Origin of the sequence: Actinomycetospora aurantiaca, from assembly GCF_037401875.1 — a bacterium.
GTDB lineage: Bacteria > Actinomycetota > Actinomycetes > Mycobacteriales > Pseudonocardiaceae > Actinomycetospora > Actinomycetospora aurantiaca.
Map to the genome: position 1 here is coordinate 251,845 of NZ_JBBEGN010000003.1, position 24,485 is coordinate 276,329.

22 protein-coding genes are annotated in these 24,485 nt (G+C 74.5%); 13 read left to right on the top strand and 9 right to left on the bottom strand.

All coding sequences use genetic code 11. The features are described from left to right. Nucleotides 1-27 precede the first annotated feature (27 nt). The 6 genes from thyX (at nt 28) to WCD74_RS09055 (ending at nt 6,833) form a co-directional block, all read left to right on the top strand. Nucleotides 28-780, top strand: a complete 753-nt coding sequence (gene thyX / locus WCD74_RS09030) for an FAD-dependent thymidylate synthase (RefSeq protein WP_337694512.1) — start codon at nt 28-30, stop codon at nt 778-780. 67 nt (nt 781-847) lie between these two features. Next, a complete protein-coding gene (locus tag WCD74_RS09035; RefSeq protein WP_337694513.1) occupies nt 848-1,480 on the top strand; it encodes a TIGR03085 family metal-binding protein in 633 nt (210 codons plus the stop codon). A 231-nt stretch (nt 1,481-1,711) separates the two neighbouring features. Beyond that, entirely contained in the window at nt 1,712-3,499 is a 1,788-nt protein-coding gene (locus WCD74_RS09040; protein ID WP_337694514.1) for a ribonuclease J, read from the top strand. 58 nt (nt 3,500-3,557) lie between these two features. Beyond that, entirely contained in the window at nt 3,558-4,562 is a 1,005-nt protein-coding gene (locus WCD74_RS09045) for a sigma-70 family RNA polymerase sigma factor (protein WP_337694515.1), read from the top strand. A 58-nt stretch (nt 4,563-4,620) separates the two neighbouring features. After that, nucleotides 4,621-6,039 carry an MFS transporter gene (locus WCD74_RS09050; RefSeq protein ID WP_337694516.1) on the top strand — a complete coding sequence of 473 codons (1,419 nt, stop codon included), beginning with the start codon at nt 4,621-4,623 and terminating at the stop codon, nt 6,037-6,039. Next, nucleotides 6,036-6,833, top strand: coding sequence for a DUF899 domain-containing protein (locus WCD74_RS09055; protein ID WP_337694517.1), 798 nt, complete (start codon nt 6,036-6,038; stop codon nt 6,831-6,833). Before WCD74_RS09050 ends, WCD74_RS09055 begins: the two co-directional genes overlap by 4 nt. A gap of 6 nt (nt 6,834-6,839) precedes the next feature. Here the strand turns inward: WCD74_RS09055 and WCD74_RS09060 are convergent, their stop codons facing one another. Both WCD74_RS09060 and WCD74_RS09065 read right to left on the bottom strand, forming a co-directional pair. Further along, entirely contained in the window at nt 6,840-7,214 is a 375-nt protein-coding gene (locus tag WCD74_RS09060) for an NUDIX hydrolase (RefSeq protein ID WP_337694518.1), read from the bottom strand. A gap of 34 nt (nt 7,215-7,248) precedes the next feature. Next, nucleotides 7,249-8,085, bottom strand: coding sequence for an SAM-dependent methyltransferase (locus WCD74_RS09065; RefSeq protein ID WP_337694519.1), 837 nt, complete (start codon nt 8,083-8,085; stop codon nt 7,249-7,251). Between the two features lie 110 nt (nt 8,086-8,195). On the opposite strand from WCD74_RS09065, the gene WCD74_RS09070 reads away from it, so the two are divergent. From WCD74_RS09070 to WCD74_RS09080, 3 genes are read left to right on the top strand one after another with little or no spacing between them, the layout of a single operon-like run. After that, the gene (locus WCD74_RS09070; protein ID WP_337694520.1) at nt 8,196-8,786 is read left to right on the top strand and encodes a hypothetical protein; all 591 of its coding nucleotides are present in this window, start codon (nt 8,196-8,198) and stop codon (nt 8,784-8,786) included. Further along, nucleotides 8,786-9,523, top strand: coding sequence for a trans-aconitate 2-methyltransferase (locus WCD74_RS09075; RefSeq protein ID WP_337694521.1), 738 nt, complete (start codon nt 8,786-8,788; stop codon nt 9,521-9,523). The genes WCD74_RS09070 and WCD74_RS09075 overlap by 1 nt, the downstream gene beginning before the upstream one ends. Next, the gene (locus tag WCD74_RS09080; RefSeq protein ID WP_337694522.1) at nt 9,520-10,884 is read left to right on the top strand and encodes an MFS transporter; all 1,365 of its coding nucleotides are present in this window, start codon (nt 9,520-9,522) and stop codon (nt 10,882-10,884) included. Before WCD74_RS09075 ends, WCD74_RS09080 begins: the two co-directional genes overlap by 4 nt. Here the strand turns inward: WCD74_RS09080 and WCD74_RS09085 are convergent, their stop codons facing one another. The 7 genes from WCD74_RS09085 to WCD74_RS09115 form a co-directional block, all read right to left on the bottom strand. After that, complete coding sequence (locus WCD74_RS09085) at nt 10,885-11,895, bottom strand: amidohydrolase family protein (protein ID WP_337694523.1); 1,011 nt, start codon at nt 11,893-11,895, stop codon at nt 10,885-10,887. Beyond that, nucleotides 11,892-12,929, bottom strand: a complete 1,038-nt coding sequence (locus tag WCD74_RS09090; RefSeq protein ID WP_337694524.1) for a fumarylacetoacetate hydrolase family protein — start codon at nt 12,927-12,929, stop codon at nt 11,892-11,894. The genes WCD74_RS09085 and WCD74_RS09090 overlap by 4 nt, the downstream gene beginning before the upstream one ends. Continuing rightward, nucleotides 12,929-13,864, bottom strand: coding sequence for a VOC family protein (locus tag WCD74_RS09095; RefSeq protein ID WP_337694525.1), 936 nt, complete (start codon nt 13,862-13,864; stop codon nt 12,929-12,931). The genes WCD74_RS09090 and WCD74_RS09095 overlap by 1 nt, the downstream gene beginning before the upstream one ends. A gap of 11 nt (nt 13,865-13,875) precedes the next feature. Further along, nucleotides 13,876-14,985, bottom strand: a complete 1,110-nt coding sequence (locus tag WCD74_RS09100) for an FAD-dependent monooxygenase (RefSeq protein WP_337694526.1) — start codon at nt 14,983-14,985, stop codon at nt 13,876-13,878. Next, the gene (locus WCD74_RS09105) at nt 14,985-15,977 is read right to left on the bottom strand and encodes a cyclase family protein (protein WP_337694527.1); all 993 of its coding nucleotides are present in this window, start codon (nt 15,975-15,977) and stop codon (nt 14,985-14,987) included. Before WCD74_RS09105 ends, WCD74_RS09100 begins: the two co-directional genes overlap by 1 nt. Then, nucleotides 15,974-16,906 (bottom strand): fumarylacetoacetate hydrolase family protein, encoded by a 933-nt coding sequence (locus WCD74_RS09110; protein ID WP_337694528.1) that lies wholly within the window; start codon nt 16,904-16,906, stop codon nt 15,974-15,976. Before WCD74_RS09110 ends, WCD74_RS09105 begins: the two co-directional genes overlap by 4 nt. A 116-nt stretch (nt 16,907-17,022) precedes the next feature. After that, complete coding sequence (locus WCD74_RS09115) at nt 17,023-18,468, bottom strand: serine/threonine-protein kinase (protein WP_337694529.1); 1,446 nt, start codon at nt 18,466-18,468, stop codon at nt 17,023-17,025. 164 nt (nt 18,469-18,632) lie between these two features. On the opposite strand from WCD74_RS09115, the gene WCD74_RS09120 reads away from it, so the two are divergent. The 4 genes from WCD74_RS09120 to WCD74_RS09135 all read left to right on the top strand — a co-directional run bounded on the left by WCD74_RS09120 (nt 18,633) and on the right by WCD74_RS09135 (nt 24,414). Beyond that, entirely contained in the window at nt 18,633-19,289 is a 657-nt protein-coding gene (locus WCD74_RS09120) for an HAD family hydrolase (protein ID WP_337694530.1), read from the top strand. Between the two features lie 25 nt (nt 19,290-19,314). Then, nucleotides 19,315-20,304, top strand: a complete 990-nt coding sequence (locus WCD74_RS09125; RefSeq protein WP_337694531.1) for a LysR family transcriptional regulator — start codon at nt 19,315-19,317, stop codon at nt 20,302-20,304. An 89-nt stretch (nt 20,305-20,393) separates the two neighbouring features. Beyond that, nucleotides 20,394-21,608: an MFS transporter gene (locus tag WCD74_RS09130; protein WP_337694532.1), complete on the top strand. Its 1,215-nt coding sequence runs from the start codon at nt 20,394-20,396 to the stop codon at nt 21,606-21,608. A gap of 166 nt (nt 21,609-21,774) precedes the next feature. Then, nucleotides 21,775-24,414, top strand: coding sequence for an FtsK/SpoIIIE family DNA translocase (locus tag WCD74_RS09135; protein ID WP_337694533.1), 2,640 nt, complete (start codon nt 21,775-21,777; stop codon nt 24,412-24,414). Nucleotides 24,415-24,485: the final 71 nt, after the last annotated feature.

A 24,485-nucleotide genomic window follows, 5' to 3' on the forward strand; every position in this document is an offset into this window, starting at 1 on the left:
GTCGGGGGTGCCGGTTACCGTGGCCGCGTGGCAGAGACCGTGACGCCCCGGGTGCAGCTCATCGCGAAGACGGCGTTCGTGCCGCCGGCCGACGTGCCGTGGGAGACCGACGCGGACGGCGGGCAGGCGCTGGCCGAGTTCGCGGGCCGGGCCTGCTACCAGTCGTGGAGCAAGCCGAACCCGGCCACGGCCACCAACGCGGGCTACCTGCGGCACATCCTCGAGGTCGGCCACCTGTCGGTGCTCGAGCACGGGACCGTGAGCTTCTACCTCACCGGGATGTCGCGCAGCCTCACCCACGAGCTGATCCGCCACCGGCACTTCTCCTACTCGCAGCTCTCCCAGCGCTACGTCCCGGAGACCGACGCGGCCATGGTCGAGCCGACCGTGATCGCGGAGGACCCGGAGCTGCACGCCCTGTTCGAGGAGGCGTCCGCCGCGGCGCTGGCCTCGTACGAGAAGCTCCTCGCCGGCCTGGAGGAGCGGTTCGCCGACGAGCCGAACCGCACGCTGCGCCGCAAGCAGGCCCGGCAGGCCGCGCGGGCGGTGCTGCCGAACGCCACCGAGACCCGCATCGTCGTCACCGGCAACTACCGGGCGTGGCGGCACTTCGTCGCGATGCGCGCCTCCGAGCACGCCGACGTCGAGATCCGCGACCTGGCGATCCTGTGCCTGGAGGCGCTGCAGGCCGAGGTGCCGAACGTGTTCGCCGACTTCGTCATCTCGGAGTTGCCGAACGGCTCCCGGGTCGCGTCCAGCCCGTTCGTCGCCGAAGGGTGACCGGGCAGTACGCCCGGGTCGAGCTTTGCTGCGCTTCGTCTCCCGCCACCGTGGGTAGGACACGCGCATGAGTGGAGCCTCCGTCGCCGCCGCCGAGCGCAACGCCCTCGCCGACTCGCTCCTGCGCGAGGGGCCCGACGCGCCCACCCTGTGCGGGGAGTGGACCACGCGCGACCTGCTGGCCCACCTCGTGATCCGCGAGCGCCGACCCGACGCGGCGCCCGGCATCCTGGTCAAGCCGCTGTCGTTCTGGACGCAGCGAGTGCAGAACCAGGCCGCCGACCGCGACTACGGCGCCAACATCGCGCTGATCCGCAGCGGCCCGCCCCTGTGGAGCCCGATCGCGCTGCCGTTCCTCGTCGGGGTCGACGTGCAGGAGTACTTCATCCACCACGAGGACGTCCGGCGCGCCCGCGAGGGCTGGTCGCCGCGGCCGGCCGACGAGGCCCGCGACGCGATCCTGTGGTCCCAGCTCGGCATGCTGGGCAAGCTGGCCTTCCGCTCCAGCCCGGTCGGGGTCACGCTGCGCCGCCCGGACGGCGCGGAGCACGCGGTGAAGTCCGGCCCGCGCACGGTGACGATCACCGGCGAGCCGGGGGAGCTGGTGGTCTACGCGAGCGGGCGCGAGCAGGCGGTCGTCTCCTTCGACGGCGAGCCCGCGGACGTGGCCGCGACGAAGGCGACCGACCGCGGCCTCTAGGAGCCCGGGCGCGGTACGCTGAACCCGGCATGACAGCGAGCGTGGACCCCGGCCCGGAGCGGCCGACGAGGCGCGACCCCGCAGCGTGCCACCCGAGACTTCCCGCGGCTGCCGAGCAGCCGCACCCGCGGGCGGCTGCCCGCGCACCCGGCGTCACGAACGCGTGTGCCGGGCGCCGCCCCCTGACCAGGAGGAACCCATCTCCCACCTGAACACCACCGGAGCTGCCCGGTGAGCCGATCGACCGCGTCGCGCCGCAAGAACGGCGGCCAGCAGCAGCAACACCAGCAGTCCCAGCAGCACGACTGCGGCGGCACCGGGACCCCGACCCAGTCGGTCCCGCGGGACGCCGAGGCGCTCCCGAAGCCGCTCGCCGAGGGCGCGCTGCGCGTGGTCGCGCTCGGCGGCGTCGGCGAGGTCGGGCGCAACATGACGGTGCTCGAGTACGGCGGCCGGCTGCTGATCGTCGACTGCGGCGTGCTCTTCCCGTCCGAGGACTCGCCCGGCGTCGACCTGATCCTCCCCGACTTCCGCACCATCGAGGACCGCCTCGACGACGTCGACGCCCTCGTGCTCACCCACGGCCACGAGGACCACATCGGTGCCGTGCCGTTCCTGCTGCGGCTCAAGCCCGACCTGCTGATCGTCGGGTCGCGCTTCACGCTCGCGCTGGTCGAGGCCAAGTGCCGGGAGCACCGCCTGACCCCGCGCCTGCTCGAGGTCCGCGAGGGCGAGCGCAGCCACTACGGGACGTTCGACTGCGAGTTCTTCGCGGTCAACCACTCGATCCCCGACGCCCTGGCCGTCGCCGTGCGCACCCCCGGCGGCACCGTGCTGCACACCGGGGACATCAAGCTCGACCAGCTGCCCCTCGACGGGCGCCTCACCGACCTCGCCGGGTTCTCCCGGCTCGGCGACGAGGGCGTCGACCTGCTGCTGGTCGACTCGACGAACGCCGAGGTCCCCGGCTTCGTCACCCCGGAGCGCGACATCGCGCCGGTGATCGACGACGTGTTCCGCAAGGCCCCCAGCCGGCTGATCGTCGCCTGCTTCGCCAGCCACGTGCACCGCGTCCAGCAGGTGCTCACCGCCGCGCAGCAGCACAAGCGCAAGGTCTGCTTCACCGGGCGCTCGATGGTGCGGAACATGGGGATCGCCGCCGACCTCGGCCTGCTCGACATCCCCGAGGGCCTGCTGGTCGACCTCGACGACGCTCTGGCGATGCCCGAGCGCGACGTCGTCCTGGTCTCCACCGGGTCGCAGGGCGAGCCGCTCTCCGCGCTCGGCCGGATGGCGCGCGGCGACCACCGCCAGATCACGATCACGCCGGGCGACACGGTCGTCCTGCTCTCGTCGTTGATCCCCGGCAACGAGACCGCGGTCTTCGCCGTCATCAACGGGCTCACCCGGCTCGGCGCCGAGGTGGTGCACTCCGGCGTCGCGAAGGTCCACGTCTCCGGGCACGCCAGCGCCGGCGAACTGCTGTTCCTCTACAACGCCCTGCGCCCGCGCAACGTCATGCCGGTGCACGGCGAGTGGCGCCACCTGCGGGCCAACGCCGCGATCGCGCAACGCACCGGGGTGCCGTCCGACCGGGTCGTCATCGCCGAGGACGGCGTCGTGGTCGACCTCGTCGAGAAGAAGGCCGCCATCGCGGGCCGGGTCGAGGTCGGGCACGTCTACGTCGACGGCAACCAGGTCGGCGACGTCGGCGAGACGACGCTGTCGGACCGCCTGGTCCTCGGCGAGGGCGGGTTCATCGCCATCACGGTGGCCGTCGAGGCGGCGACCGGTCGGGCCGTCGCGCCGCCGCGCATCAGCGGTCGCGGGTTCTCCGACGACCCGAAGGCGCTCGAGGACGTCGTCTCGCTCGTCGAGATGGAGCTCTCGCGCACCGAGGCCGAGGGCATCACCGACACCCACCGGATCGCGCAGTCGGTGCGCCGGGTGGTCGGCAAGTGGGTCGGCGAGACCTACCGTCGCCGGCCGATGATCGTGCCGACCGTCCTGCCGGTCTGAGTTCCCGGTCGAGTTCGGAGGCCCTCCGGACGACGGGGGCTCACTAGGCTCCGGCCGCATGACCACCGAGGAGGCCGTCGCCCGCGCCCGCGCGGGCGACGCCACGGCCTTCGCCGCCGTCGTCGAGCCGTGGCGCCGCGAGGTGCACGCGCACTGCTACCGCATGCTCGGGTCGGCCGCCGACGCCGACGACGCGGCCCAGGAGACGCTGGTCAACGCCTGGCGCTCGTTCGCGGACTTCGAGGGACGCAGCTCGGTGCGCACCTGGCTGCACCGCATCGCAACCCGCGTCTGCCTCACCGCGATCGAGCGCCGCGGCCGTCGAGCGCTCCCGATGGACCTCGGCCCGTCCAGCGAGCGCTCACAGCGGGGCGAGCCCGCGACCGACATCGCCTGGCTCGGCCCGTGGCCCGAGGGACCCGACGACCGCGTCCAGGACCGCGAGTCCGTCGAGCTCGCGTTCGTCGCCGCGTTGCAGCACCTGCCCGGCAACCAGCGCGCGGCCCTCCTGCTCTTCGAGGTGCTGGGGTTCAGCGCGGACGAGATCGCCGATCAGATGGCGACCACCCGCGCCTCGGTGAACAGCGCCCTGCAGCGTGCGCGGGCCGTCGTCCGGGAGAAGGTCCCCGACCCGTCCCAGCAACGGACGCTGCGCGCGCTGGGCGACGCCCGGCTCCACGAGATCGTCGGCCGCTACGCCTCCGCCCTCGAGCGCGGGGACGCCGCCGGCCTCGTCGGGCTGCTCACCGAGGACGTGACCTGGTCGATGCCGCCGCTGCCGCACTGGTACGCCGGGCTCGACGCCGTCACCGACTTCCTGCTCGACCAGCCGCTGTCCCGCGCCTGGCGCCACCGGTTCACGACGGCGAACGGGCAGCCCGCCGTCGTCGGCTACCAGCGCGATGAGGACGACGGAGTGTTCCGTGCCTACGTCCTCGACGTCCTGACGCTGCGCGAGGACCGGATCGCGCAGGTCACGGCGTTCATCGGCCCGGAACACGTGGCCCGGTGCGGGATGCCGGCGGAACTCCCGCCCGACGCACCGATGAATCCGCGCCGCTGAGCTCGTCGGTCCTCCTGACGGCGGGGAGACGCCCCGCCCCGAGCCGGAGGGACCGGCCATGACCGTCTGCGAGACGGAGAACTGCGCCACCGACGAGCACCGGACGCAATCCCGACGACGGGTGCTGCTGGCCGTCGCGTCCGTGGCCTCGTTGATGTGCGCCCTGGACACGCTGGTCGTGTCGACGGCGCTGACGACGATCCGCCTGGACCTGGGCGCCTCGGTGGAGGCGCTGGAGTGGACGGTGAACGCCTACAACCTGGCGCTCGCCGTGCTCCTCGTCCCCGCCGCGTCGCTGGGCGACCGCTACGGGCGGCGCCGCATGTTCGCGGCCGGCCTGGGCCTGTTCGTCGCGGCCTCGGCGGTGTGCGCCCTCGCGCCGGACGCGACCCTGCTCGCCCTGGCCCGCGCCGTCCAGGGCGCGGGTGCCGCGCTCGTCACAGCCCTGGGCATGGCCCTCGTGGCGGCTGCCTACCCGCCGGAGCGCCGCGGCGCCGCGCTGGGCGTGCTGCAGGGCGTCACCGGACTGGCGGTGCTGGCCGGGCCCGGCCTCGGCGGGCTCGTCACCAGCACCCTCGGCTGGGAGTGGATCTTCTGGCTGAACGTGCCGATCGGCCTGCTCCTGCTGCCGGTGGTGCTGCGCACCGCGGGGGAGGGGCACGACGACGAGTCCCGGCCGCTGGACGTCACCGGCGTGCTGCTCGTGACCGGGGCCGCCCTCGGGCTCCTGTGGGCGCTCTCGCGCGGCAACCCGGTGGGGTGGTCGGCGCCCGAGGTCGTCGGGGCGGCGCTGGTGGGCCTGCTCCTGCTCGGACTGTTCCTGCGCCGCCAGGCCCGGGTCGCGGCCCCGGTGATCCCCCCGCACCTGCTGCGGGTCCGGGGCTTCGTGGCCGGGAACCTGGCCACGATCGGGCTCTACGCCTCGATCTTCGGCGGCGTGTTCTTCTACTCCCAGCTCCTGGCGGTCTCCCTCGGCTTCACGCCCCTGGAGGCCGGGCTGGGGCTCTTCCCCTGGACGTCGGCGCTGTTCGTCCTCGGCCCGCTGGCCGGACGGCTGGCCGACCGGATCGGGAACCGGCCCGTGGGGGTCGCCGGTCTGGTGCTCGCGGCCGCGGGGACGGCGTGGATCGCCCTGGTGGCCGAGCCGGGCGTCACCTACCCGGACCTGATCGGGCCGTTCGTCCTGTCCGCGGTCGGCGGGTCGGGCGCGATGCCGGCCCTGGCGAGCGCCGTGCTCGCCCGGGTCGGCCCCGCGGACGTGGGCGCTGCCAGCGGGGTCACGTCGATGGTCCGCGAGCTGGGCGGGGTCCTGGGCCTGGCGGTCCTCGTCGCCGTCTTCGCCGGTCACGGCGGCTACGCCGACCCGGCCGCCTTCCTCGCCGGCTTCGCCCCCGCCATGGGCGTCTGCGCCGCCGTCGTCGCCGCCGGCGCACTCGCCGCGGCGTTCCTGCCCGCCCGGAAGGAGCTCTCCGCATGAGCCTGCCCGAGATCGTCACCCGCGAGGAGTGGCTGGTGGCGCGCCGCGCGCTGCTGGCGAAGGAGAAGGAGCTGACCCGGGCCCGCGACGCGGTGAACGCCGAACGGCGCCGGATGCCGATGGTCGAGGTGACCGAGGACTACCGCTTCACCGGACCCGACGGCCCGCTGACCCTCGTCGACCTGTTCGAGGGCCGCCGTCAGCTCGTGCTGCACCAGTTCATGTGGGACCACGAGGTCGACGAGGACGGCGTCGAGCACCCGAAGGACACCGGCTGCCCGAGCTGCTCGGCCACCGCGGACGACATCGGGCGCCTCGAGCACCTGCACGCGGCGAACACCACGCTCGCCGCCGTCACGCGGGCGCCCTACCCGACGATCGCAGCCTTCCGCGAGCGGATGGGCTGGACGTTCCCCTGGTACTCGTCGCAGGGCTCCCGCTTCGGCTACGACTTCTGGTCCACCGTCGACGACCGGGTCGCCCCGGTCCTGCTCAACTTCCGCTCCGAGCCCGAGCCCGAGCTCGCCGCGGCCGGGATCGAGTGGGGACCGCACCGCCGGGGCGACCACCCGGGGGTGAGCGCCTTCCTGCGGGACGGCGACCGCGTCTTCCACACGTGGTCGGGCTTCGCCCGCGCGCTCGAGGACACCGGCACGACGAGCGCGTACCTCGACCTGACGGCCCTGGGTCGGCAGCAGGCCTGGGAGGAACCGGCGGGACGGGCCGAGGCGCTCGGCCTGCACGCCGGGGGGCCGGGCCTGCGGTTCCACGACGAGTACCCGCCGGGCGCCTGAGGCGGCTCACCGGCCCGGGCGCAGCCACCCCGTGACGAATGACGGCAGGTCCGGCAGCACCAGGTCGACCTGCTCCGGGCGGTACCAGGCGACGTGCAGGCTCACCGCGGCGTCGCCCGGGGCCGGCTCGACGACGGGACGCGCGGCCACGTAGGTGGTCGCGATCCCGTCGACGACGTCGCGCCCGAGCACCTTGCCCGCCCGGATCCGCACCCGGGTCTCCTCCGCGCAGCCGCGCTCCGCCGTCGCGCCGACCGACTCGCGCGGCTCGGGCCGCCCGCCCGGCAGCACGGCGGGCGGCGTCTCGCCGGGCCGGTGCAGCAGCAGCACGCCCGGCGCGGCCGTGACGACCGCGAGCACGAGGTGGCTGCCGCGGCTCATGCGGTCTTCCTACCCGAACGGGTCGAGGGGCGGGTCAGACGGTGCCGACCGCGCCGAGGTAGTTCATCCGGTGCCGGCCGCCGGCCCCGGCGTGGGGCCAGTCGACGACGTCGACGACCGGTCCGACGACCGCGAGGGCATCGCCGACCTCGGCGGGGTCCCGCAGGGCGAGCCCGGCCAGGCCCCGCGAGTACATGCGGTCGACGGTCGTCACGGCGGCGGACCGGGCCGCGGTCCGGGGCGCCGTCAGGTGCGTGGCGGCGACGACGCTGCCGGGGGCGAGGAGTTCACGCCAGCCGGCGAGCAGCGCGGCGAGGTCGTCGTGGACGAAGTGCAGCACCCCGCAGGCCAGCAACGCGATCGGGCGCGACGGGTCCAGGCGGCCCGCGATCTCGGTGGCGTCGAGCACGCAGCCCGGGGAGCGGAGGTCGGCCCAGGTGACGGACACCTCGGGCAGGTCCGCGACGAGCTCCCGCGCGTGGGCGACCACCACCGGGTCGAGGTCGACGTAGGCGACCCGGGCGTGCGGGTTCACGGCGTGGACGACGCCGTGCACCGACTGGATCGACGGGATGCCGCATCCGAGGTCGAGGAACTGGTCGATGCCCTCGGCGTGGGCGTGGCGCACGGCCCGACGCACGAAGGCGCGGTTGGCCCGCGCGCGGGCCTCGACGAGCGGGTCGATGCGCCGGAGCTCGGCGGCGGCGGCGCGGTCGACGGCGAAGTTGGCGCCGCCCCCGAGGAGGGCATCGACGGTGCGGGCGTAGTTCGGCAGCTCCAGGTCCGCGGCGCTGGCCAGGATCGCGTCGAGCTCGAGACCCGCGACGCGCGGTCCCGGTGGCGGTGGGGCGGGGTAGTACTCGACCTGCAAGGCCACTCCTTCGGACGCAGTCGCTGACCATGTCGCCACGACGCGCCGCCGCGTGAGCCCACGAAGGGGTGAACTGCGATGCGACGGGGGAGTGAGGAGAGACTGGACCGGTGACGACGGCGGCGACGGCGGCGACCCGGATCAGCACGGTGACCTCCCCGACGCTGCTGCTCGCCGTGCTCTACCCCGTCGTCGGTGCGCTCGCGGCGGGTCCCGTCGGGATCGCGTGGTCGCTGCTGGGGATGGTGTTCACGGTCGTGATCCCCGCGGCGATCGTCGACGTGGGCGTTCGGCGCGGCCGCTACACCGACCACCACCTCTCCCGCCGCGAGCAGCGCGCGGTCCCGCTCGGGCTGGCCGCGCTGTCGGTGCTGGTCGGCCTCGGTGTGCTGTGGCTCGCCGGTGCTCCCCGCGCGATCGTGGCCCTGCAGGTGGCGGTGCTCGCGACGACCGTCGTCGCCACCACGGTCACGCTGTGGTGGAAGGTCAGCTTCCACGTCGCCGTGGTCGCGGCCGCCGCGTGCGTGCTGACCCTGCTCGGCGGCGGGTGGTGGGCGCTGTCGTGGCTCGCGGTCCCGGCGGTGGGGTGGGCGCGGCTGCGGCTCACCGCGCACGACCTCGCCCAGGTCGTCGTCGGGGGCCTCCTCGGCGCCGGCGTGAGCGGGCTCGTGCTGATCATCGCGGGAGTAGCGTCCCTGTGATGACGACGTGGGACCCGGCGCTCTACCTGGACTTCGACGACCTGCGCAGCCGCCCGTTCCTCGACCTCCTCGCCCGCGTCGGGGCCCGCGCCCCGCGCCACGTCGTCGACGCCGGGTGCGGTCCGGGCCACCTCACGCAGGTGCTCGCGCAGCGCTGGCCCGGCGCCCGGGTCACCGCGTTCGACTCCTCCGCCGAGATGGTGGCCGCCGCCCGCGAGCGCGGGATCGACGCGGTGCAGGAGTCGGTGACCGACTGGGCGCCGGAGGGGGACGTCGTCGTCACGAACGCCGTCCTGCAGTGGGTCCCCGGGCACCGCGCGCTGCTGCGGCGCTGGCTGGAGGCCCTTCCCGACGGCGGGTGGCTCGCCATGCAGGTCCCCGGCAACTTCAGCGCGCCGTCGCACGAGCTCGCCCGCGAGGTGGCCGACCGGTTCGACGTCGACCTGCGCGACGCCGCCACGGTCGCCGAGCCGGCCGGGTACGCCGAGGACCTGGCCGCGGCGTCGTCGGTGGACGTCTGGGAGACCACGTACCTGCAGCGCCTGACCGGCGAGGACCCGGTGCTGCGCTGGATCTCCGGCACCGCGCTGCGCCCGGTCCGCGACGCCCTGTCCGACGCCGCGTACCGCGACTTCACCGCCGACCTCGCCCCTCGACTGCGCGAGGCGTACCCGGCGAACGTCGACGGCTCCACCTGGTTCCCGTTCCGGCGCATCTTCGCGGTCGCCCGGCGGTGACCGGGCCGCACCCGGCCGCGGCGTTCGACCGCCGCCTTCTCGCCCCGATGGTGCTCGGCTCGATCCTCAACCCGGTCAACTCGTCGCTGATCGCCGTCGCCCTCGTGCCGATCGGGATCGCCCTGGGGGCGCCGGCCTCGCAGACCGCGTGGCTGGTGTCCGGCCTGTACCTGGCGACCGCGGTCGGCCAGCCGGTGACCGGGCGGCTCGTCGACCTCTACGGGCCGCGCCCGCTGTACCTGGTCGGGACCGCGCTCGTCGGGATCGGGGGCGTGCTCGGGGTGGTCGCGCCCGACATCGGCACGCTGACCGCGGCGCGCGTGGTGATCGGGCTCGGGACGTGCGCGGGCTACCCGGCGGCGATGGCTCTGGTGCGCCGGGAGGCCGACCGGACGGGCCGGGACAGCCCGGAATCGGTGCTCACCGTGCTGTCGGTGTCGACGCAGACGATCGCGGTGATCGGCCCGACGCTCGGCGGCCTGCTGATCGGTCTCGGCGGGTGGCGCACCACGTTCGCGGTCAACGTGCCGCTGGCCGTCGTCGCGCTGGCCGTGGGGTGGTGGGCGATGCCCCGCGCGCTCGGTCGGGAGCGCTCGAGCGACTCCGTGGTCTCTCTCGTCGACCCGCTGGGCATCGGCCTGTTCACCGCCACGCTGGTGTCGCTGCTGCTCGTGCTCGAACGGCCGTCGTGGTGGCCGCTCGCCGCCGTCACCGTGGTCGCCGGGGCGGCGCTCGTGCGGTGGGAGCTGCGGGCCCGGCACCCCTTCCTCGACCTGCGGGTGCTCGCCGGCAACGGCCCGTTGCTGTTGACGTTCCTGCGGGCCCTGCTCGGGGCGACGGTGTCCTACGCGGTCCTCTACGGCTACACGCAGTGGCTCGAGCAGGGCCGCGGGCTCTCGGCGTCGGCGGCCGGCCTCGCCCTGCTGCCGATCTTCGTGGCCGGCATCGGGGTCGCGGCGCTGACCGGCCGCCGCCGGGAGATTCGCGGCAAGCTGCTCGTCGGCGCGGGCGGGCAGGTCGTGCTGGCCGTGCTGCTCCTGTTCCTGTCCTCGGCCAGCCCGATCTGGCTGCTCGTGGTGGTGGCCCTGGTCGCGGGGGTCCCGCAGGGGCTGAACAACCTCGCGGTGCAGAACGCGGTGTACCGCCAGGCCGACCCCGCGCGGGTCGCGTCGTCGGCCGGGCTGATGCGCACCTTCTTCTACCTCGGCGCGATCGTCGCCGGCACCACCGGCGGCCTGGCCTACTCCGGTGGCGCGACCACGCAGGGCCTGCACGTCCTGGCCTTCGTCATGCTCGGGGCGGCCGTGGTGTTCCTGCTCGTGACCGTCCTCGACCGGTCGCTCGTCCGGCTCGAAGCTTGATCAGGCGGGTGACCGCACGGGCGCCAGCAGCTCGGCCGCGTTCCCTCCCCGGATGCGTTGGGCGTCCTCGGGGTCCAGGCCCGCGGCCGCGAGCCGGTCGAGCGGGTCGGTGACGCTCATGTCGAAGGGATAGTCGGTGCCGAGCACCACCCGGTCCGCCCCGGCCACCGCGACCAGGTGCCGCAGGGCCTCCGGGGTGTAGACCAGTGCGTCGAACCACATCCGGCGCAGCGCCTCGCTCGGCGGCGCCGTGGCCGCGCGGTCGCCGGGGCGGGCGTGCCAGGCGTGGTCCTGGCGGGCGGTGCCGTACGGGAAGAAGCCGCCGCCGTGCGCGGCGAGCAACCGGCAGCCGTCGTCGGGAAGACCCGCTGCGACGAGCCGCGAGAGCGCGACCGTCGTCTCGACCGGGTTCCCGACGCTGTTCGACAGGTACCCGACGTCCAGCCGCTCGCCGAGCGTGCAGCCCCACGGGTGGACGAAGACGACCACCTCGAGCTCGGCCGCGGCGGCCCAGAACGGGGCGAGGTCCGGGTCGTCCAGTTCCCGACGACGGCCGTCCGGGCCGGTCACGTGGGTGGAGACCTCGACACCGCGCAGGCCGTCGCGGACCGCCTGCCGCAGCACCTCGACGGCGAGGTCCGGGTGCTGCAGGGGCGCAGTGCCGAGGGCGAGGAGGCGGTCGGGCGCGCCGGCGCAGTGCTCCAGGAGTCCGCCGTTGACCGCGGCGGCGTATCGCGCGGCGAGGTCCTCGTCGGCCCACGGGTGGTGGATCGGCATCGGACTGACCAGCTGCACCTCGATGCCGGCGGCGTCCATGGCGGCGAGGCGGTGGTCGAGGCGGGTCAGGGCGGGTCCGAGGGCGGCGATCTGCTCGCGGTTGACCCGACTGCTGGCCTCGCCCGCCGCGCGCGCCTCGACGGCCCGGGCGGCGCCCAGTTCCGGTCGGTCCGCGACGAGGCCCTCGGCCGCGGGCACGAGCAGGTGGGCGTGGACGTCGGTCGTGGGGCTCACGGTGTCGCTCCCGACAATGTGGCTTTCCTGGCGTCCAGTGCAAGCAGTGACGCATTGCTGGCACGGGGACGTGCTCGAGGACGACGACGGGCGGGCGGGATCGCCGTGGGTTCGGCGCCCGCGACGACATGGCTGGTGAGCGTGCCGATGCCCTCCACCTCGAGGGTCACCACACTGTCCGGGCCCAGCGGCGGGAGCTCGTCGCGCGACACCCCGCGGCCCCACAGCTCGCCGAGGCACCCGCCGTGGCCGCACGTGCCGGAACCCAGGACGTCGCCGGGCCGGACCTCGGTGCCCCGCGAGGCGTACGCGACGAGGTCGCCGAAGGGCCAGCCCATGTTCGAGAGCAGGTCGCTGCCCACGACCGTGCCGTCGACCGACGCCGTCAGCGCCAGGTCGAGGAAGCCCTCGGAGTCCGAGGTGAACTCGTCCGCGGTGACGAGCCACGGCCCGAGCGTCGTCGCCGTGTCCTTGCCCTTCGCCGGGCCGAGGCCGACCTGCATCTCGGCGAACTGCAGGTCGCGCGCCGACCAGTCGTTGAGGATCGTGAACCCGGCGATCGCGGACGTGCCCTGCTCCGGGGTGAGGTCGCGCCCGGTCCGCCCGATCACCGCGGCGACCTCGAGCTCGAAGTCCAGCACCGCGGACCCGGGCGGCATCGGCACGTCGTCGGATGGGCCGAGGGTCGCGTAGGGGTTCGAGAAGTAGAACGCGGGCGCGGCGTACCAGGCCTCGGGCACGCCGGTGAGGTTCCGCATCCCCTCGACGTGCTCCTCGAACGAGACGAAGTCGCGCACCGTCGGCGGCTGCAGCGGCGCGAGCAGGCGCACGGAGTCCAGGGCGACCGGCCGCACGGACAGCGCGTCCCGGCCCGCGTCGAGCAGGGTCCCGTCCCGCAGCAGGTCGAGCACGGTGACCGGGGAGTCGAGCAGGTGCACGGCGTCGGCAGGGTCTCCGACCACCCGCCCGACCCGCACCGACCCCCTATCGGCGTGCTCAGTTGCTCTGTCGAGAAGAGCCGTGGCGATCCGCATCAGACCGGGGGAGCGACGAAGACGCCGCGGTCGGGGTCGTTGAACGACTTCTTCGCGACGAACTCGCTCATCGGGTTCGCGGTGCCCCACTGGTCGGAGACCTCGGGGTTCGTGAAGTCGTAGAGCGACGGGTGCCAGGTGTCCTCGTCGAGGCACTCCAGCTCGGTCGTGTACTCGACGGTGTTGCCGTGCGGGTCGAGGAAGTAGGAGAACGTGTTGTTGCCGGCCATGTGCCGGCCCGGGCCCCACACCTTCTCGACGCCCGCCCGCAGCAGCCGCCCGGTCCCGCGCATGTACTCGTCGATGCCGCGCAGCTCGAAGCTCGCGTGGTGCAGGGACACGTGCGGGCAGCGCGCGATCGCGAGCGAGTGGTGCTGGGGGTTGCAGCGCAGGAACCACATCATCTCGCCCATGTGCGGGGAGAAGAGCGTGTCCGACAGCGTGAAGTCGAGGTGGCGGTCGTACCAGGCGACCAGCGCCTCGGGCTGCGGCGAGTTGATGACGACGTGCGAGAGCTTGACCGGCGCCGACTCACCCTCCTCCAGCTTGCGGTGCACGCGGGTCGCGACGTCGGCCGAGACCTCGATGGTGCGGCCCTCGAGGTCGAAGAAGCGGAAGCCGTAGCCGCCGCCGGGGGTCTGCAGCTTGTCCGGCGTCGACACGAGCGTGACGCCCTCGCGGCCGAGCTTCTCGGCGAGCGCGTCCACGTCGGCCGGGGTATCGGCGCCGAACGCGATGAGGTCGACGCGCTTCTCGGCGTCCGCGCGGAGCCGCACCTGGTACTGCTCGGGCGAGCCCTGCGCGGCCAGGAACGCGATGCCGGTGTCGGTGGTCTCGGGGGAGAGCTGCCAGAGGTCGCGGTAGAACTCGAGCTGGCGGTCGAAGTCGGGCACGGCGAGGTCGACGTGCCGGAGGTGGGTGATCAGGCGGTCCATGTCTGGTCCTCTCAGGGGCGCTGCGCGAGCAGCGCGGAGGTGCGGGCCATCAGCCCGGGGACGTCGGCCGTACGGTCGTGGTCCAGCAGCCAGCGCGCGAGCTGCACCGAGCCCGCCACCACCGCTCCGGCCCGTTCCCGACGGCGGGTGGCGTAGCTCGCGAGCGCGGCGTCCAGGTCGCCGGTGTCGCGGACGAGCTCGGCGAGGACCGAGGCGTCCTCGAGCGCCATTGCCGCGCCCTGGGCGAGGGTGGGCGGGCAGGAGTGCGCGGCGTCGCCGACGAGCACGACCCGCCCCCGGTGCCACGGCCCGTCGACCAGGTGGTGGGTGAACCAGGTGTAGTTGACGCGGGCCGCGTCCGTCATGCGCTCGCGGATCTCCGTCCACGGCCCGCCGTAGTGCGCGGCCAGGTCGCGCATCGTCGCGAGCCGGGCGTCCGGGTCCAGCCCGGTCCGATCGGCGGCGTCCTCCACGAGGTAGGCGTAGATCGAGTCGTCGCCGGTGGGGCAGTAGCCGGCGATGTACGCGGCGCCGCCGTAGACGAGGTCGGTGCGGGTGATGCTCTCCGGCCGGGTCGTGAACACCCGCCAGATGCCCATCCCGACCGGCTCCGGACGGGTCTCGACCCCCAGCGACGCGCGCACCCCGGAGTTCAGCCCGTCCGCGGCGACGACGAGGTCCCAGGTACCGGTCGTGCCGTCGTCCAGCGTGGCGCGGCCGTCGGGGCGGACCTCCGTGACCCGCGTGCCGGTGCGCACCTTCGCGCCGGCCGCCGTCGCCGCCTCCAGCAGCAGCGTGGCCATCACGGCGCGTGGCATGCCGACGGTGGCGGGAAGGTCGTCGCCGCCGGTGCGGGCGTCCGGGATGACGGCGAGGACGGTCCCGTCGGGGGCCCGCAGGCCGACCTCGTCGAACGCGTAGCCGTGGGCGAGGATCGCGTCGAGGACGCCGAGCTCGCGGAACACCCGCAGCGCGTTGCCCTGCAGCGTGATCCCGGAGCCGGCGGTCCCGACGTCGGGCGTGGCCTCGACCAGGTCGACGGCCACCCCGGCGCGGGCGAGCAGGATGGCGGTGGCCGCTCCGGCGGCACCGCCGCCGACGACGAGAGTCGACGAGATCATCATTTCACCGCGATCGGGTTGACGGGGGAGCCGACGGCGCCGGTGATCCGGAGCGGGGCCGCCGTCAGGAAGAAGTCGTAGCGCCCGTCGGCCGCGCAGTCGGCCGCGAGACCGTCCAGGTCCCACATCTCGCCGAGGAACAGGCCCAGGTGCGGGATGGCGACCTGGTGCAGCGGCTGGAACGCGACCTCGAACTCGTTCGGCCGGACCTCCACGCCCCAGGTGTCGGTGGCGATCGCGGCGACGTCGGAGTCGTGCAGCCAGTCCAGCGTGGTGAACGACAGGCCGGGCGCCGGACCGCCGGCGTACCCGCCCCAGCCCTCCCGGCGGGTCCGGGCGTACTGGCCGGTGCGCACGCAGACGATGTCCCCGGACCGGACGTCCACGCCCTGGAGCCGGGCGATCTCGTCCAGTTCCTCGGGGGTGATCGGATAGGAGTCGGGGAGTTCACCCCGCTCGTCGCCGAGCACGCGGCCGGCGTCCAGGAGCACGCCGCGCCCGGCGAGGTGGGCCGCCGCGGTCTCGATCCCGGTGACGGCGTCGCCGCCGCTCGTGACGACCGCCGCGGCGTCCCGGCCGTTCCAGGCCTTCCCGTGGTCGAAGATGTGGCCGAGCCCGTCCCACTGCGTGGAGCACTGCAGCGGCATCGCGATGACGTCGTCCGCCCCGCCGATCCCGTGCGGGAACACGCCGTCCAGGGCCTCGCGGCCGGTGTCGAGCATCGTGTGGACGGGGTTGGTGCGCCGCCGCCAGCCCGACTGCGGGCCGTCCATGTCGAAGGCCTGCGACAACGAGAACGTGGTGCCCGTCCGCACGCAGGCCGCGCCCTCGAGCCGCTTGGCCGGGGTGAGCAGGTTCAGCGAGCCGAGGACGTCGTCGGCACCCCAGCGGCCCCAGCGGGAGACGCGGGCGACGGCGGCCGCGACGGCCTCCTCGGGCTTCGCCGGGTCGTACCCGGCGGCGACGACGGCGCTGGTGTCGGTGCTCGTCACGGCGCCACCGTCCGCGTGTGCTGGGTCCCGAGGTCGACGCCGTGGCCGGTGATGGAGCCGGTCATGACGTCGCCGTCGCGCAGCAGCCGCCCGCGGGCCATGCCGTTGCCGGCCGGGCTGCCGGTCAGCACGAGGTCACCCGGACGCAGCGGCGTGACCTCGGAGGCCGCGGCGACGAGGGCCGCGACGTCGAAGAGCATGTCCTTGGTCGTCTCGTCCTGCATCACCTCGCCGTTGAGCTCGAGCCGGATCCGCAGGTCGGCGGGGTCGACGTCGCGCGCCGGGACCAGCCACGGACCCAGCGGGGTGAAGCCGGGACCGTTCTTGGCGCGGAACCAGTCGGTGCCGATCTCGGGCATGTCGCGGCGGAAGACGTGGTCGCGGGCGGTGAGGTCGTTGGCGATCGTGTAGGCGGCGACGTGGTCGAGAGCCCGGTCGCGGCCCACCCGGAACGCCTCGCGCCCGATGACGGCGGCGAGCTCGAGCTCCCAGTCGAACTGCTGCGTCCACGGCGGGATCGTGACGTCGTCGTCCGGCCCGGTGACCGCGCTCGGCAGGCCGACGAACAGGTACGGCGTGCCCTCGGCGGCGCGGCGGTCCATGAGCTCCGCGACCTCGGCCCGGATCTCGTCGTCCGGACGGGTGCCCCGCTCACCGTGGTGGGCGGCGGCGAGGTCGATCACGTGGGTCCGGTAGTTCGCCCCGGACTGCAGGATCTGCCCGGGCTCGAGCGGCGCGTGCACGGTGAGCTCCGCGAGCGGCGTGCCGTCCTCGGTGGTCCGGGCGTCGAGCCCGGCCAGGGCGGTGTCCCAGTCGGCGAGCAGGTCCCGCGTGGTGGTGCCCAGGTCGACCACGGTGCCGGCGTCGGTGACGAGCCCCGCGAACCGTCGGTCGTCCCCGGGGCGCGAGAACGTCCCCAGCCTGATCATGCGCCCTCCGCGGTGAGAGTCGGTGTCGTCCACACGACTCTGCGCGGGCAGGGGCAGGGGCCGGAAGGCCGAACTGCTGATGGTGGGCATCCACGAGGTCGATCCCCACCCGGAACTCAGTCCGTTCGCTCCGGGGAACGGTGGTCGCGGTGCTGCCGGTCGTCCGAGCCGCGGTCCGCGTCCCGACCGGAGTCGCCGTCGAGACGGTCGACGAGGCGGCCGAGCAATCCGGCACGGTCCCGGTCGTCCCGGTCCTCGTCCCGGTCGGAGGCCTGCTCGCGGGACGAGCCGTCGTCGTCGGCCTCCTGATTCCGACGGTCCTCGGTGCCGTCCCGGTGGTCGTCGTCGCCGGAGGAGGGCTCCGAGGTCTTCGAGGGCTCCGAGGGCTCGGACGACTCGGACGACTCGGACGTCCTCGGGGGCGACCAGGACGACGCGCGGTGCGAGCTGCCCTGGCCACCGTGCGCGCCGCCCTCGTCGTCGGACGCCGTGGTGACGCCGGTCCGACCGGACGGCACGCGGACCTCACCGGCCCCGTCGTCGCCACCCCCGTCGGAGTCGGCCTCGGCGCCCGCACCCGCGGAACTCCCGGCGGCGCCGGAACCGTCCCGGTCCGGCGGCGCCGCAGGCATCTCGGGCAGCAGCGGCACGCCGGGCACGCCGGCGTCCCCGGCCACGACCGCGGCGCCGTCCTCGGTCGCGCCGGACGCCGTCGAGGTCGCCGCGGCGCCGAGCCCGAGTCCGGCGGCGAGGACGGCACACGCGGCGGCCACGGCCGCCACCCGTCGGCCGCGCGGACCCGGCGTGAGCGCAGTCCGCAGCCGGCGGGGCCGGGCGGGCCCCGCACCGAGCCGACGGAGCACCTCCTCGAGCCCGGGACGTGCCTCGGGGGACGCGCTGGTCATGTCGGTGAGCAGGCTGCGGACGTCCCGGTGCAGGCCCTGCGGCGGGGACACCTCGCGCAGCAGCCGGCCGAGGGCGTACACGTCGGTCGCCGGGCCCGATCCGGTGGCGCTCCCGTCCTGCTCGGGGGCGGGGAAGGGCGGGGCCACATCCAGGTCCGACCACCGCGCGAGCCAGGGGAGCAGACCGACGTCGGAGAACGTCGCGCCGTGCGGCGACCACGAGATGGTGCTGGCCCCGAGCCCGCCGTGGCCGCGCCCCTGGCGGTGCAGGGGGAGCAGGGCGGTGGCGACGGCGACCCCGAGGTCGCGCACGCCGACCGCGGGCAGGCCCGCAGGCGGGGTCGTCTCGGCCAGCGTCGGCGTCTCCGGGTGGTGGGTCACGTAGAAGACCCGGTCACGTTCCCGACCGCCGTCGAAGAGCTCGGCCGCGTCGGGTTCGCGGCCCTGCCACGACTGCTCCGGCAGTGCGAGGGTGTCCGACGTCTCCCCGCCGGCCTCCACCAACGTGAGACTCACGTCCCGCTGCAGCAACTCGTCGTACGCGCGATGGGTGCAGCCGTGTGCGGTGGTGCGCAGGGCGGGACCGAGCTGGTAGCGCCCGGCGATCTCGTCGCCGTGCTCGCGGCACGACGCGAGGTCCAGCGTGAGGTCGGACAACGGGTCCCCTCCGGTCGACGACGGGATGGGCGTGGGCCCGGCGGACGACGGCCGCCGTGGTGGACCCGGGGCCGGGTTGCCCACCCGGCGAAGTTCCAATCACCCGATCGGGCCGCGCGAGGTGCCCGATTCACCGGGCCCGCAGACCGGGCAACCGCCGGGCCATGGCCGACACCGTCATCCTCGACGTCGACGGGACCCTGGTGGACTCGAACTACCAGCACGCCCTCGCGTGGTACCGGGCCTTCCGCCGGTACGACGTGACCGTCCCCGTCTGGCACCTGCACCGCGCGATCGGCATGGGCGGCGACCAGCTGGTCGCCCACGTGGCCGGGCAGGAGGTCGAGGACGCCCACGGCGACGACCTGCGCGCGCAGCACTCCGAGGAGTTCGACGTCCTCATCGACGAGGTCGCCGCCTTCGCCGACACCGACGCGCTGCTCTCCGGCCTGCGCGAGCAGGGCCTGCGTCTCGTCCTCGCGACGTCGGGCGGCAGCAAGCACGCCGAGCACTTCCTCGACCTGATCGACGGCCGGTCCTACGCCGACGACGTGATCACCTCCGGCGACGTCGAGGCCAGCAAGCCGGCGCCGGACCTCATCGAGCTCGCCCTCGAGCGGGAGCACACGCGCGACGCGGTCCTCGTCGGCGACTCGGTGTGGGACGGGCAGGCCGGCGTCCGCGCCGGGGTGCCGTTCCTCGCGGTCCGCACGGGCGGGTTCTCCGACGACGAGCTCGTCGAGGCCGGCGCGCAGCACGTGGCCCACGACCTGTCCGAGCTGCTGGACCACGTACGGCGCGAGGTCGCGAGCCCGCGGTAGGGCTCCGATGCGGTAAGCCTGTGCGATGCGCACCGGGGCGGGGCCGCCGCAGGAGGAGCGGGCGGGGGCGGCCCGCCTGGTCAACCTCGACCTCAACCTGCTGCTCTCGCTGCGCGCGCTGCTCGCCGAGCGGAACGTCACGCGCGCCGCCGCCGCCCTCGGGCTGTCCCAGCCCGCCGTCAGCGCGGCCCTGGCGCGGCTGCGCCGGCACTTCGGCGACGAGCTGCTCACCCGGGTCGGCAACCGCTACGAGCTGACCGCGCTCGCCGCGCTGCTGGTCGACCGCACCGAGACCGCGGTCGCCGGGATCGAGCGGGTGTTCTCCGCGGCCCCGGACTTCGACCCGGCCGCCACGACCCGCGAGTTCACATTGCTCGTCTCGGACTACGCCACCGGCGTGCTCGGCGCGCCGCTGGCGGCCGCCTTCGCCGCCGCGGCCCCGCAGGCCCGGCTCCGGCTCTCCCCGCACCGGCCCGACGACGTCGCGGGGGCGGCCGAGCGGCTCCGTGGCGTGGACGGGCTGCTCGTGCCGCACGGCTTCGTCGACGACCTGCCCTACCTGGACCTCTACACCGACCACTGGGTGGTGCTGGTCGCCGCGTCGAACGAGCGCGTGGGCGAGACGGTGACCCTCGACGACCTCGCCGCGCTGCCGTGGGTCACCGTCTACCACCGGCCGACCGCGTTCACCCCGGCCGCCCAGCAGCTCCGGGCGCACGGGATCGAGCCGCGGACGCAGGTCGTCGTGGAGTCGTTCGCCCCGATCCCGGACCTCGTCGCGGGCACGGACCGCGTCGCCCTCCTGCAGGGCCGGCTCGCGGCGCGCCTGCGTCCCGACGACGGGCTGCGGGTGCTGCCGTGCCCGTTCGCGGCCTCGAAGCTGGTCGAGGCCATGTGGTGGCACCCCACCTACGACGCCGACCCGGCCCACCGCTGGCTGCGGGCCCTGCTGGCCGACGTGGGTGCGAACCTCCCGACCATCAGCCCGATGGATGGTGCCCCCCAACCGGAGTGATTTCCGATCACCTCGTCCGCGCCTCGACACTTCCGCGGAACGTGTGGTGCCGATCACGGCCCCTCGACGAGGCGACAGGGAGGTCGGCCGTGACGGTCGTCGGAGACTCGCAGGACCAGGACCAGGACCAGGACCAGGGCCGGAGGGCGGGCACGCGGCCGCCGGTCGGGCAGGGCGCGATCCTGCTGGCCGGGAGCTGCCTGCCGATCCTGGGCTCGGTGCTGCTCGCGCCGGTCCTGCCGCGCATGGCGGAGGCGTTCGCGACGACGGCCGGGGTCTCGGTCCTCGTCCCGATCGTGCTGACCGCGCCGGCGCTGATGATCGGCCTGCTCGCCCCGGTCGCGGGCCGCCTGGTCGACGCGGCCGGCCGCAAGCGGGTGCTGCTCGTCGCCCTGGTGCTCTACGCGCTGTTCGGCACCGCGCCGCTCTACCTCTCCTCCCTGGGCGCGATCGTCGCCAGCCGGGTCGGCGTCGGGATCTGCGAGGCCGCGATCATGACCGCCTGCACCACCCTGCTCGCCGACCTCTTCGACGGCACCGCCCGCGACCGCTGGTTCGCGCGCCAGACCATCGCGACGACGCTCGCGGCCACGGTGTTCTTCGGCCTCGGCGGCGCGCTCGGCGCCGTCAGCTGGCGGGCGCCGTTCGTGCTGTACGTGTCCAGCCTGGTGATCGCCGTGCTCGCCGCGGTCTTCGTGCGCAACACCGGCCGGACGCCCGCCGCGGCGCTGCCGCCGGTGCCGTGGCGCCTGATCGCGGTCCCGTGCGCGGTGACCCTGTTCGGCGGGATCGTCTTCTACACGCCGATCGCGGAGCTCTCCCTGGTCCTGGCCTCGGTCGGCGTGACCTCGACGGCCACGATCGGGCTGCTCAGCGCCATCGCCTCGCTCGCGACGGCGGCCGGTGGCTTCACCTTCGGCCGGGTCGCACGCCGGGGGACCGGGGTGCTGCTGCCGATCGCCCTGGGCCTGGCCGGCGTCGGGCTCGTCGTCATGGGCGTCTCGTCGGCGGTGCCGGTCATCGCGGTGGGCGCCGTGATCGCCTCGGCGGGCACCGGTCTGCTGCTGCCGACCCTGCTGACCTGGGCCCTCTCCGGGTTGGGCTTCGCCGAGCGCGGCCGGGGCACGGGGATGTGGACCGCGGCGATGTTCATCGGCCAGTTCTTCTGCCCGCTGGTCCTCCTCGCGGCGTCCGCGCCGCTGGGCAGCCTGTCGACGGCGGTCCTCGCACTCGGGCTGCTCTCCGCCGTCGCGGCGGGCGCGGCACCGCTGGTCGTCCGCCGCTGGGCCACGCGTCCGGCCTGATCCCGCCCGACGACGAGAGGTCCCTCATCGGGCCGGGCGGTACCGCCGGAGCCCGATGAGGGACCTCTCGTCGGGGCGAGGCGGGGAGTGCTGCGATCCGCCCGACACCCGGCCGGACGCGTGTGGCTGCCGGGACGCGTGGGGCGGCGCGGTTACCGTGTCCGCCATGGCCCGTACCGACACGCGTTCGCAGCGCAGCCGCCCCCTCACCGGCGGGCGGACGCCGGAGCGCACGGTCGCGACCGCCTCGCCGTCGCGCTCGAACGGCCGACGGGCCCCGGCGAAGGGACGCGGTCGTGCCACGGCGCGCAAGCCCGCCCCGCGGCGTTCCGGGCCGGGCCCGCTCGCCCGCGGGGTGCGCGGTGCCTGGACGCTGACGGCGCGCGGACTGGGGTCGGTGGCCCGCACGATCGGCCGCGGCCGGGAGATCGACGCCGCGCACCGTCGGGACGGGATCGCGCTGGCCCTCGTCGTGCTGGCGCTGGTCACGGCCGCCGGCCTGTGGCTCGGGGCCGGCGGGCCGGTCGGGACGGGGCTGCAGATCGCCGTCCGCACCGTCCTCGGGTCCCTCGCCCTCGCACTGCCCGTGATCCTGCTCGGGATCGCCCTCGTGCTGATGCGCACCGACCCCTCCCCGGAGACCCGTCCGCGGACCGTCGTCGGCGCCCTGCTCCTCGCGGTGGGTGTGCTCGGCGCCTGGCACCTGTCCGTCGGCGCGCCCGGGCCGCTCCCCGGGCGCCAGGCCGGGGGAGGGGTGATCGGCGCGTGGGTCGCCGACCCGCTCACCGCCGGCGTCACCATCTGGCTCGCCATGCCGGTGCTGGTGCTGGTCGCGGCGTTCGGCCTGCTGGTGCTCACGGGCACCCCGGTCCGCGAGGTGCCGCACCGGGTCCGCGCCCTCGTCACCGGGGAGGCCTTCGACGAGGAGTACGACGACGAGTGGGGCTCGGCCGACGAGGTCGACGAGGACGTCGCGGCCACCGAGGTGATCGAGAAGCCCCGGCGCCGCCGGAAGAAGGACGAGGCCGCCGGCGAGGGCGAGGAACTCGACGCGGACGCCCACCCGGCCCGCCACCGCGAGCACGCGGAGGCCGCCCCCGCCGCGGCCGAGGAACCGGAACCGGCCGCACCCGCCGTCGAGAAGAAGGCCCCGCGGAAGAAGGTGCCCGCGGCCGAGATCCCCGAGACGCCGCCCGTCGTCGAGGAGACCGAGACCGACCCGCGGGCGGCGCAGTCCTTCTCCAGCCACCGCGAGACCCCCGAGGGCGAGCAGGACTACCACCTGCCCCCGCCGGACCTGCTGACCGCGGGCGACCCGCCGAAGGCCCGCTCCGCGGCGAACGACGCCATGATCGACGCGATCACCGGGGTCCTGGAGCAGTTCAAGATCGACGCGCAGGTCACCGGCTTCGTGCGCGGCCCGACGGTCACCCGGTACGAGGTGGAGCTCGGGCACGGGGTGAAGGTCGAGAAGATCACCCAGCTGCACCGCAACCTCGCCTACGCCGCGGCGACGGAGAACGTGCGGCTGCTGGCGCCGATCCCGGGCAAGTCCGCCGTCGGGATCGAGGTGCCCAACACCGACCGCGAGATGGTCCGGCTGGCCGACGTGCTCACGTCCACCACCGCGCGCCGCGAGACCCACCCGATGGTCATCGGCCTGGGCAAGGACATCGAGGGCCAGATGGTGCTGGCGAACCTCGCGAAGATGCCGCACCTGCTCGTCGCGGGCTCCACCGGCTCCGGTAAGTCCAGCTTCGTCAACTCGATGCTGGTCTCGCTGCTGGCGCGGGCGACACCGGACGAGGTCCGGATGATCCTGATCGACCCGAAGATGGTCGAGCTGACGCCCTACGAGGGCATCCCGCACCTGATCACGCCGATCATCACCTCGCCGAAGAAGGCTGCGACCGCGCTGCAGTGGCTCGTCGAGGAGATGGAGCAGCGGTACGCGGACATGCAGGCCAACCGGGTGCGCCACATCGACGTGTTCAACGAGCAGGTGCGCTCCGGCAAGATCACCGCACCGCCGGGCTCAGAGCGCGTCTACCGGCCCTACCCGTACATCCTCGCGATCGTCGACGAGCTCGCCGACCTGATGATGACCGCCCCGCGCGACGTCGAGGACGCGATCGTGCGGATCACGCAGAAGGCGCGGGCCGCCGGCATCCACCTCGTGCTCGCCACGCAGCGCCCGTCGGTCGACGTCGTCACCGGCCTGATCAAGACGAACGTGCCGTCCCGGCTCGCCTTCGCGACGAGCTCGCTCACCGACAGCCGCGTCATCCTCGACCAGCCCGGCGCCGAGAAGCTGATCGGCATGGGCGACGCGCTCTTCCTGCCGATGGGTGCGGGCAAGACCAACCGCCTCCAGGGCGCGTTCGTCGGCGACGACGAGATCTCGGCGATGGTGGACTTCACCAAGGCCCAGGCCGAGCCGGACTACGACGACGCCGTCACCACCGAGGCCGCGGCGGAGAAGAAGGAGATCGACCCGGACATCGGCGACGATCTCGAGCTGCTCGTGCAGGCGGCCGAACTCATCGTGACCAGTCAGTTCGGGTCGACCTCGATGCTGCAGCGCAAGCTGCGGGTCGGCTTCGCCAAGGCCGGCCGGCTGATGGACCTGCTCGAGACGCGCGGCGTCGTGGGGCCCAGCGAGGGCTCCAAGGCCCGTGACGTGCTGTTCAAGCCCGACGAGCTGCCCGACCTCCTGGCCTCGCTGCGCGGTGAGCCGGCCCCCGCACCCCGCACCGACGGGGCGGACCCGGCCGAGGACGGGGACCCGGATCGGGTGGAGGCCTGACGAGGCCCCGCGTGTCCCGGCAGGCCACGGAGCGTGGTCTGCCAGGCTGCCTCCCGCTGGCGTCCTACGGG

What these genes read in the sequence shown, in the direction of transcription:
- WCD74_RS09035 (WP_337694513.1), top strand. Translation starts at nt 848, where the DNA reads ATGAGTGGAGCCTCCGTCGCCGCCGCCGAGCGCAACGCCCTCGCCGAC.
- WCD74_RS09045 (WP_337694515.1), top strand. Translation starts at nt 3,558, where the DNA reads ATGACCACCGAGGAGGCCGTCGCCCGCGCCCGCGCGGGCGACGCCACG.
- WCD74_RS09050 (WP_337694516.1), top strand. Translation starts at nt 4,621, where the DNA reads ATGACCGTCTGCGAGACGGAGAACTGCGCCACCGACGAGCACCGGACG.
- WCD74_RS09055 (WP_337694517.1), top strand. Translation starts at nt 6,036, where the DNA reads ATGAGCCTGCCCGAGATCGTCACCCGCGAGGAGTGGCTGGTGGCGCGC.
- WCD74_RS09060 (WP_337694518.1), bottom strand. Translation starts at nt 7,214, where the DNA reads ATGAGCCGCGGCAGCCACCTCGTGCTCGCGGTCGTCACGGCCGCGCCG.
- WCD74_RS09075 (WP_337694521.1), top strand. Translation starts at nt 8,786, where the DNA reads ATGACGACGTGGGACCCGGCGCTCTACCTGGACTTCGACGACCTGCGC.
- WCD74_RS09090 (WP_337694524.1), bottom strand. Translation starts at nt 12,929, where the DNA reads ATGCGGATCGCCACGGCTCTTCTCGACAGAGCAACTGAGCACGCCGAT.
- WCD74_RS09095 (WP_337694525.1), bottom strand. Translation starts at nt 13,864, where the DNA reads ATGGACCGCCTGATCACCCACCTCCGGCACGTCGACCTCGCCGTGCCC.
- WCD74_RS09100 (WP_337694526.1), bottom strand. Translation starts at nt 14,985, where the DNA reads ATGATCTCGTCGACTCTCGTCGTCGGCGGCGGTGCCGCCGGAGCGGCC.
- WCD74_RS09110 (WP_337694528.1), bottom strand. Translation starts at nt 16,906, where the DNA reads ATGATCAGGCTGGGGACGTTCTCGCGCCCCGGGGACGACCGACGGTTC.
- WCD74_RS09120 (WP_337694530.1), top strand. Translation starts at nt 18,633, where the DNA reads ATGGCCGACACCGTCATCCTCGACGTCGACGGGACCCTGGTGGACTCG.
- WCD74_RS09125 (WP_337694531.1), top strand. Translation starts at nt 19,315, where the DNA reads ATGCGCACCGGGGCGGGGCCGCCGCAGGAGGAGCGGGCGGGGGCGGCC.
- WCD74_RS09135 (WP_337694533.1), top strand. Translation starts at nt 21,775, where the DNA reads ATGGCCCGTACCGACACGCGTTCGCAGCGCAGCCGCCCCCTCACCGGC.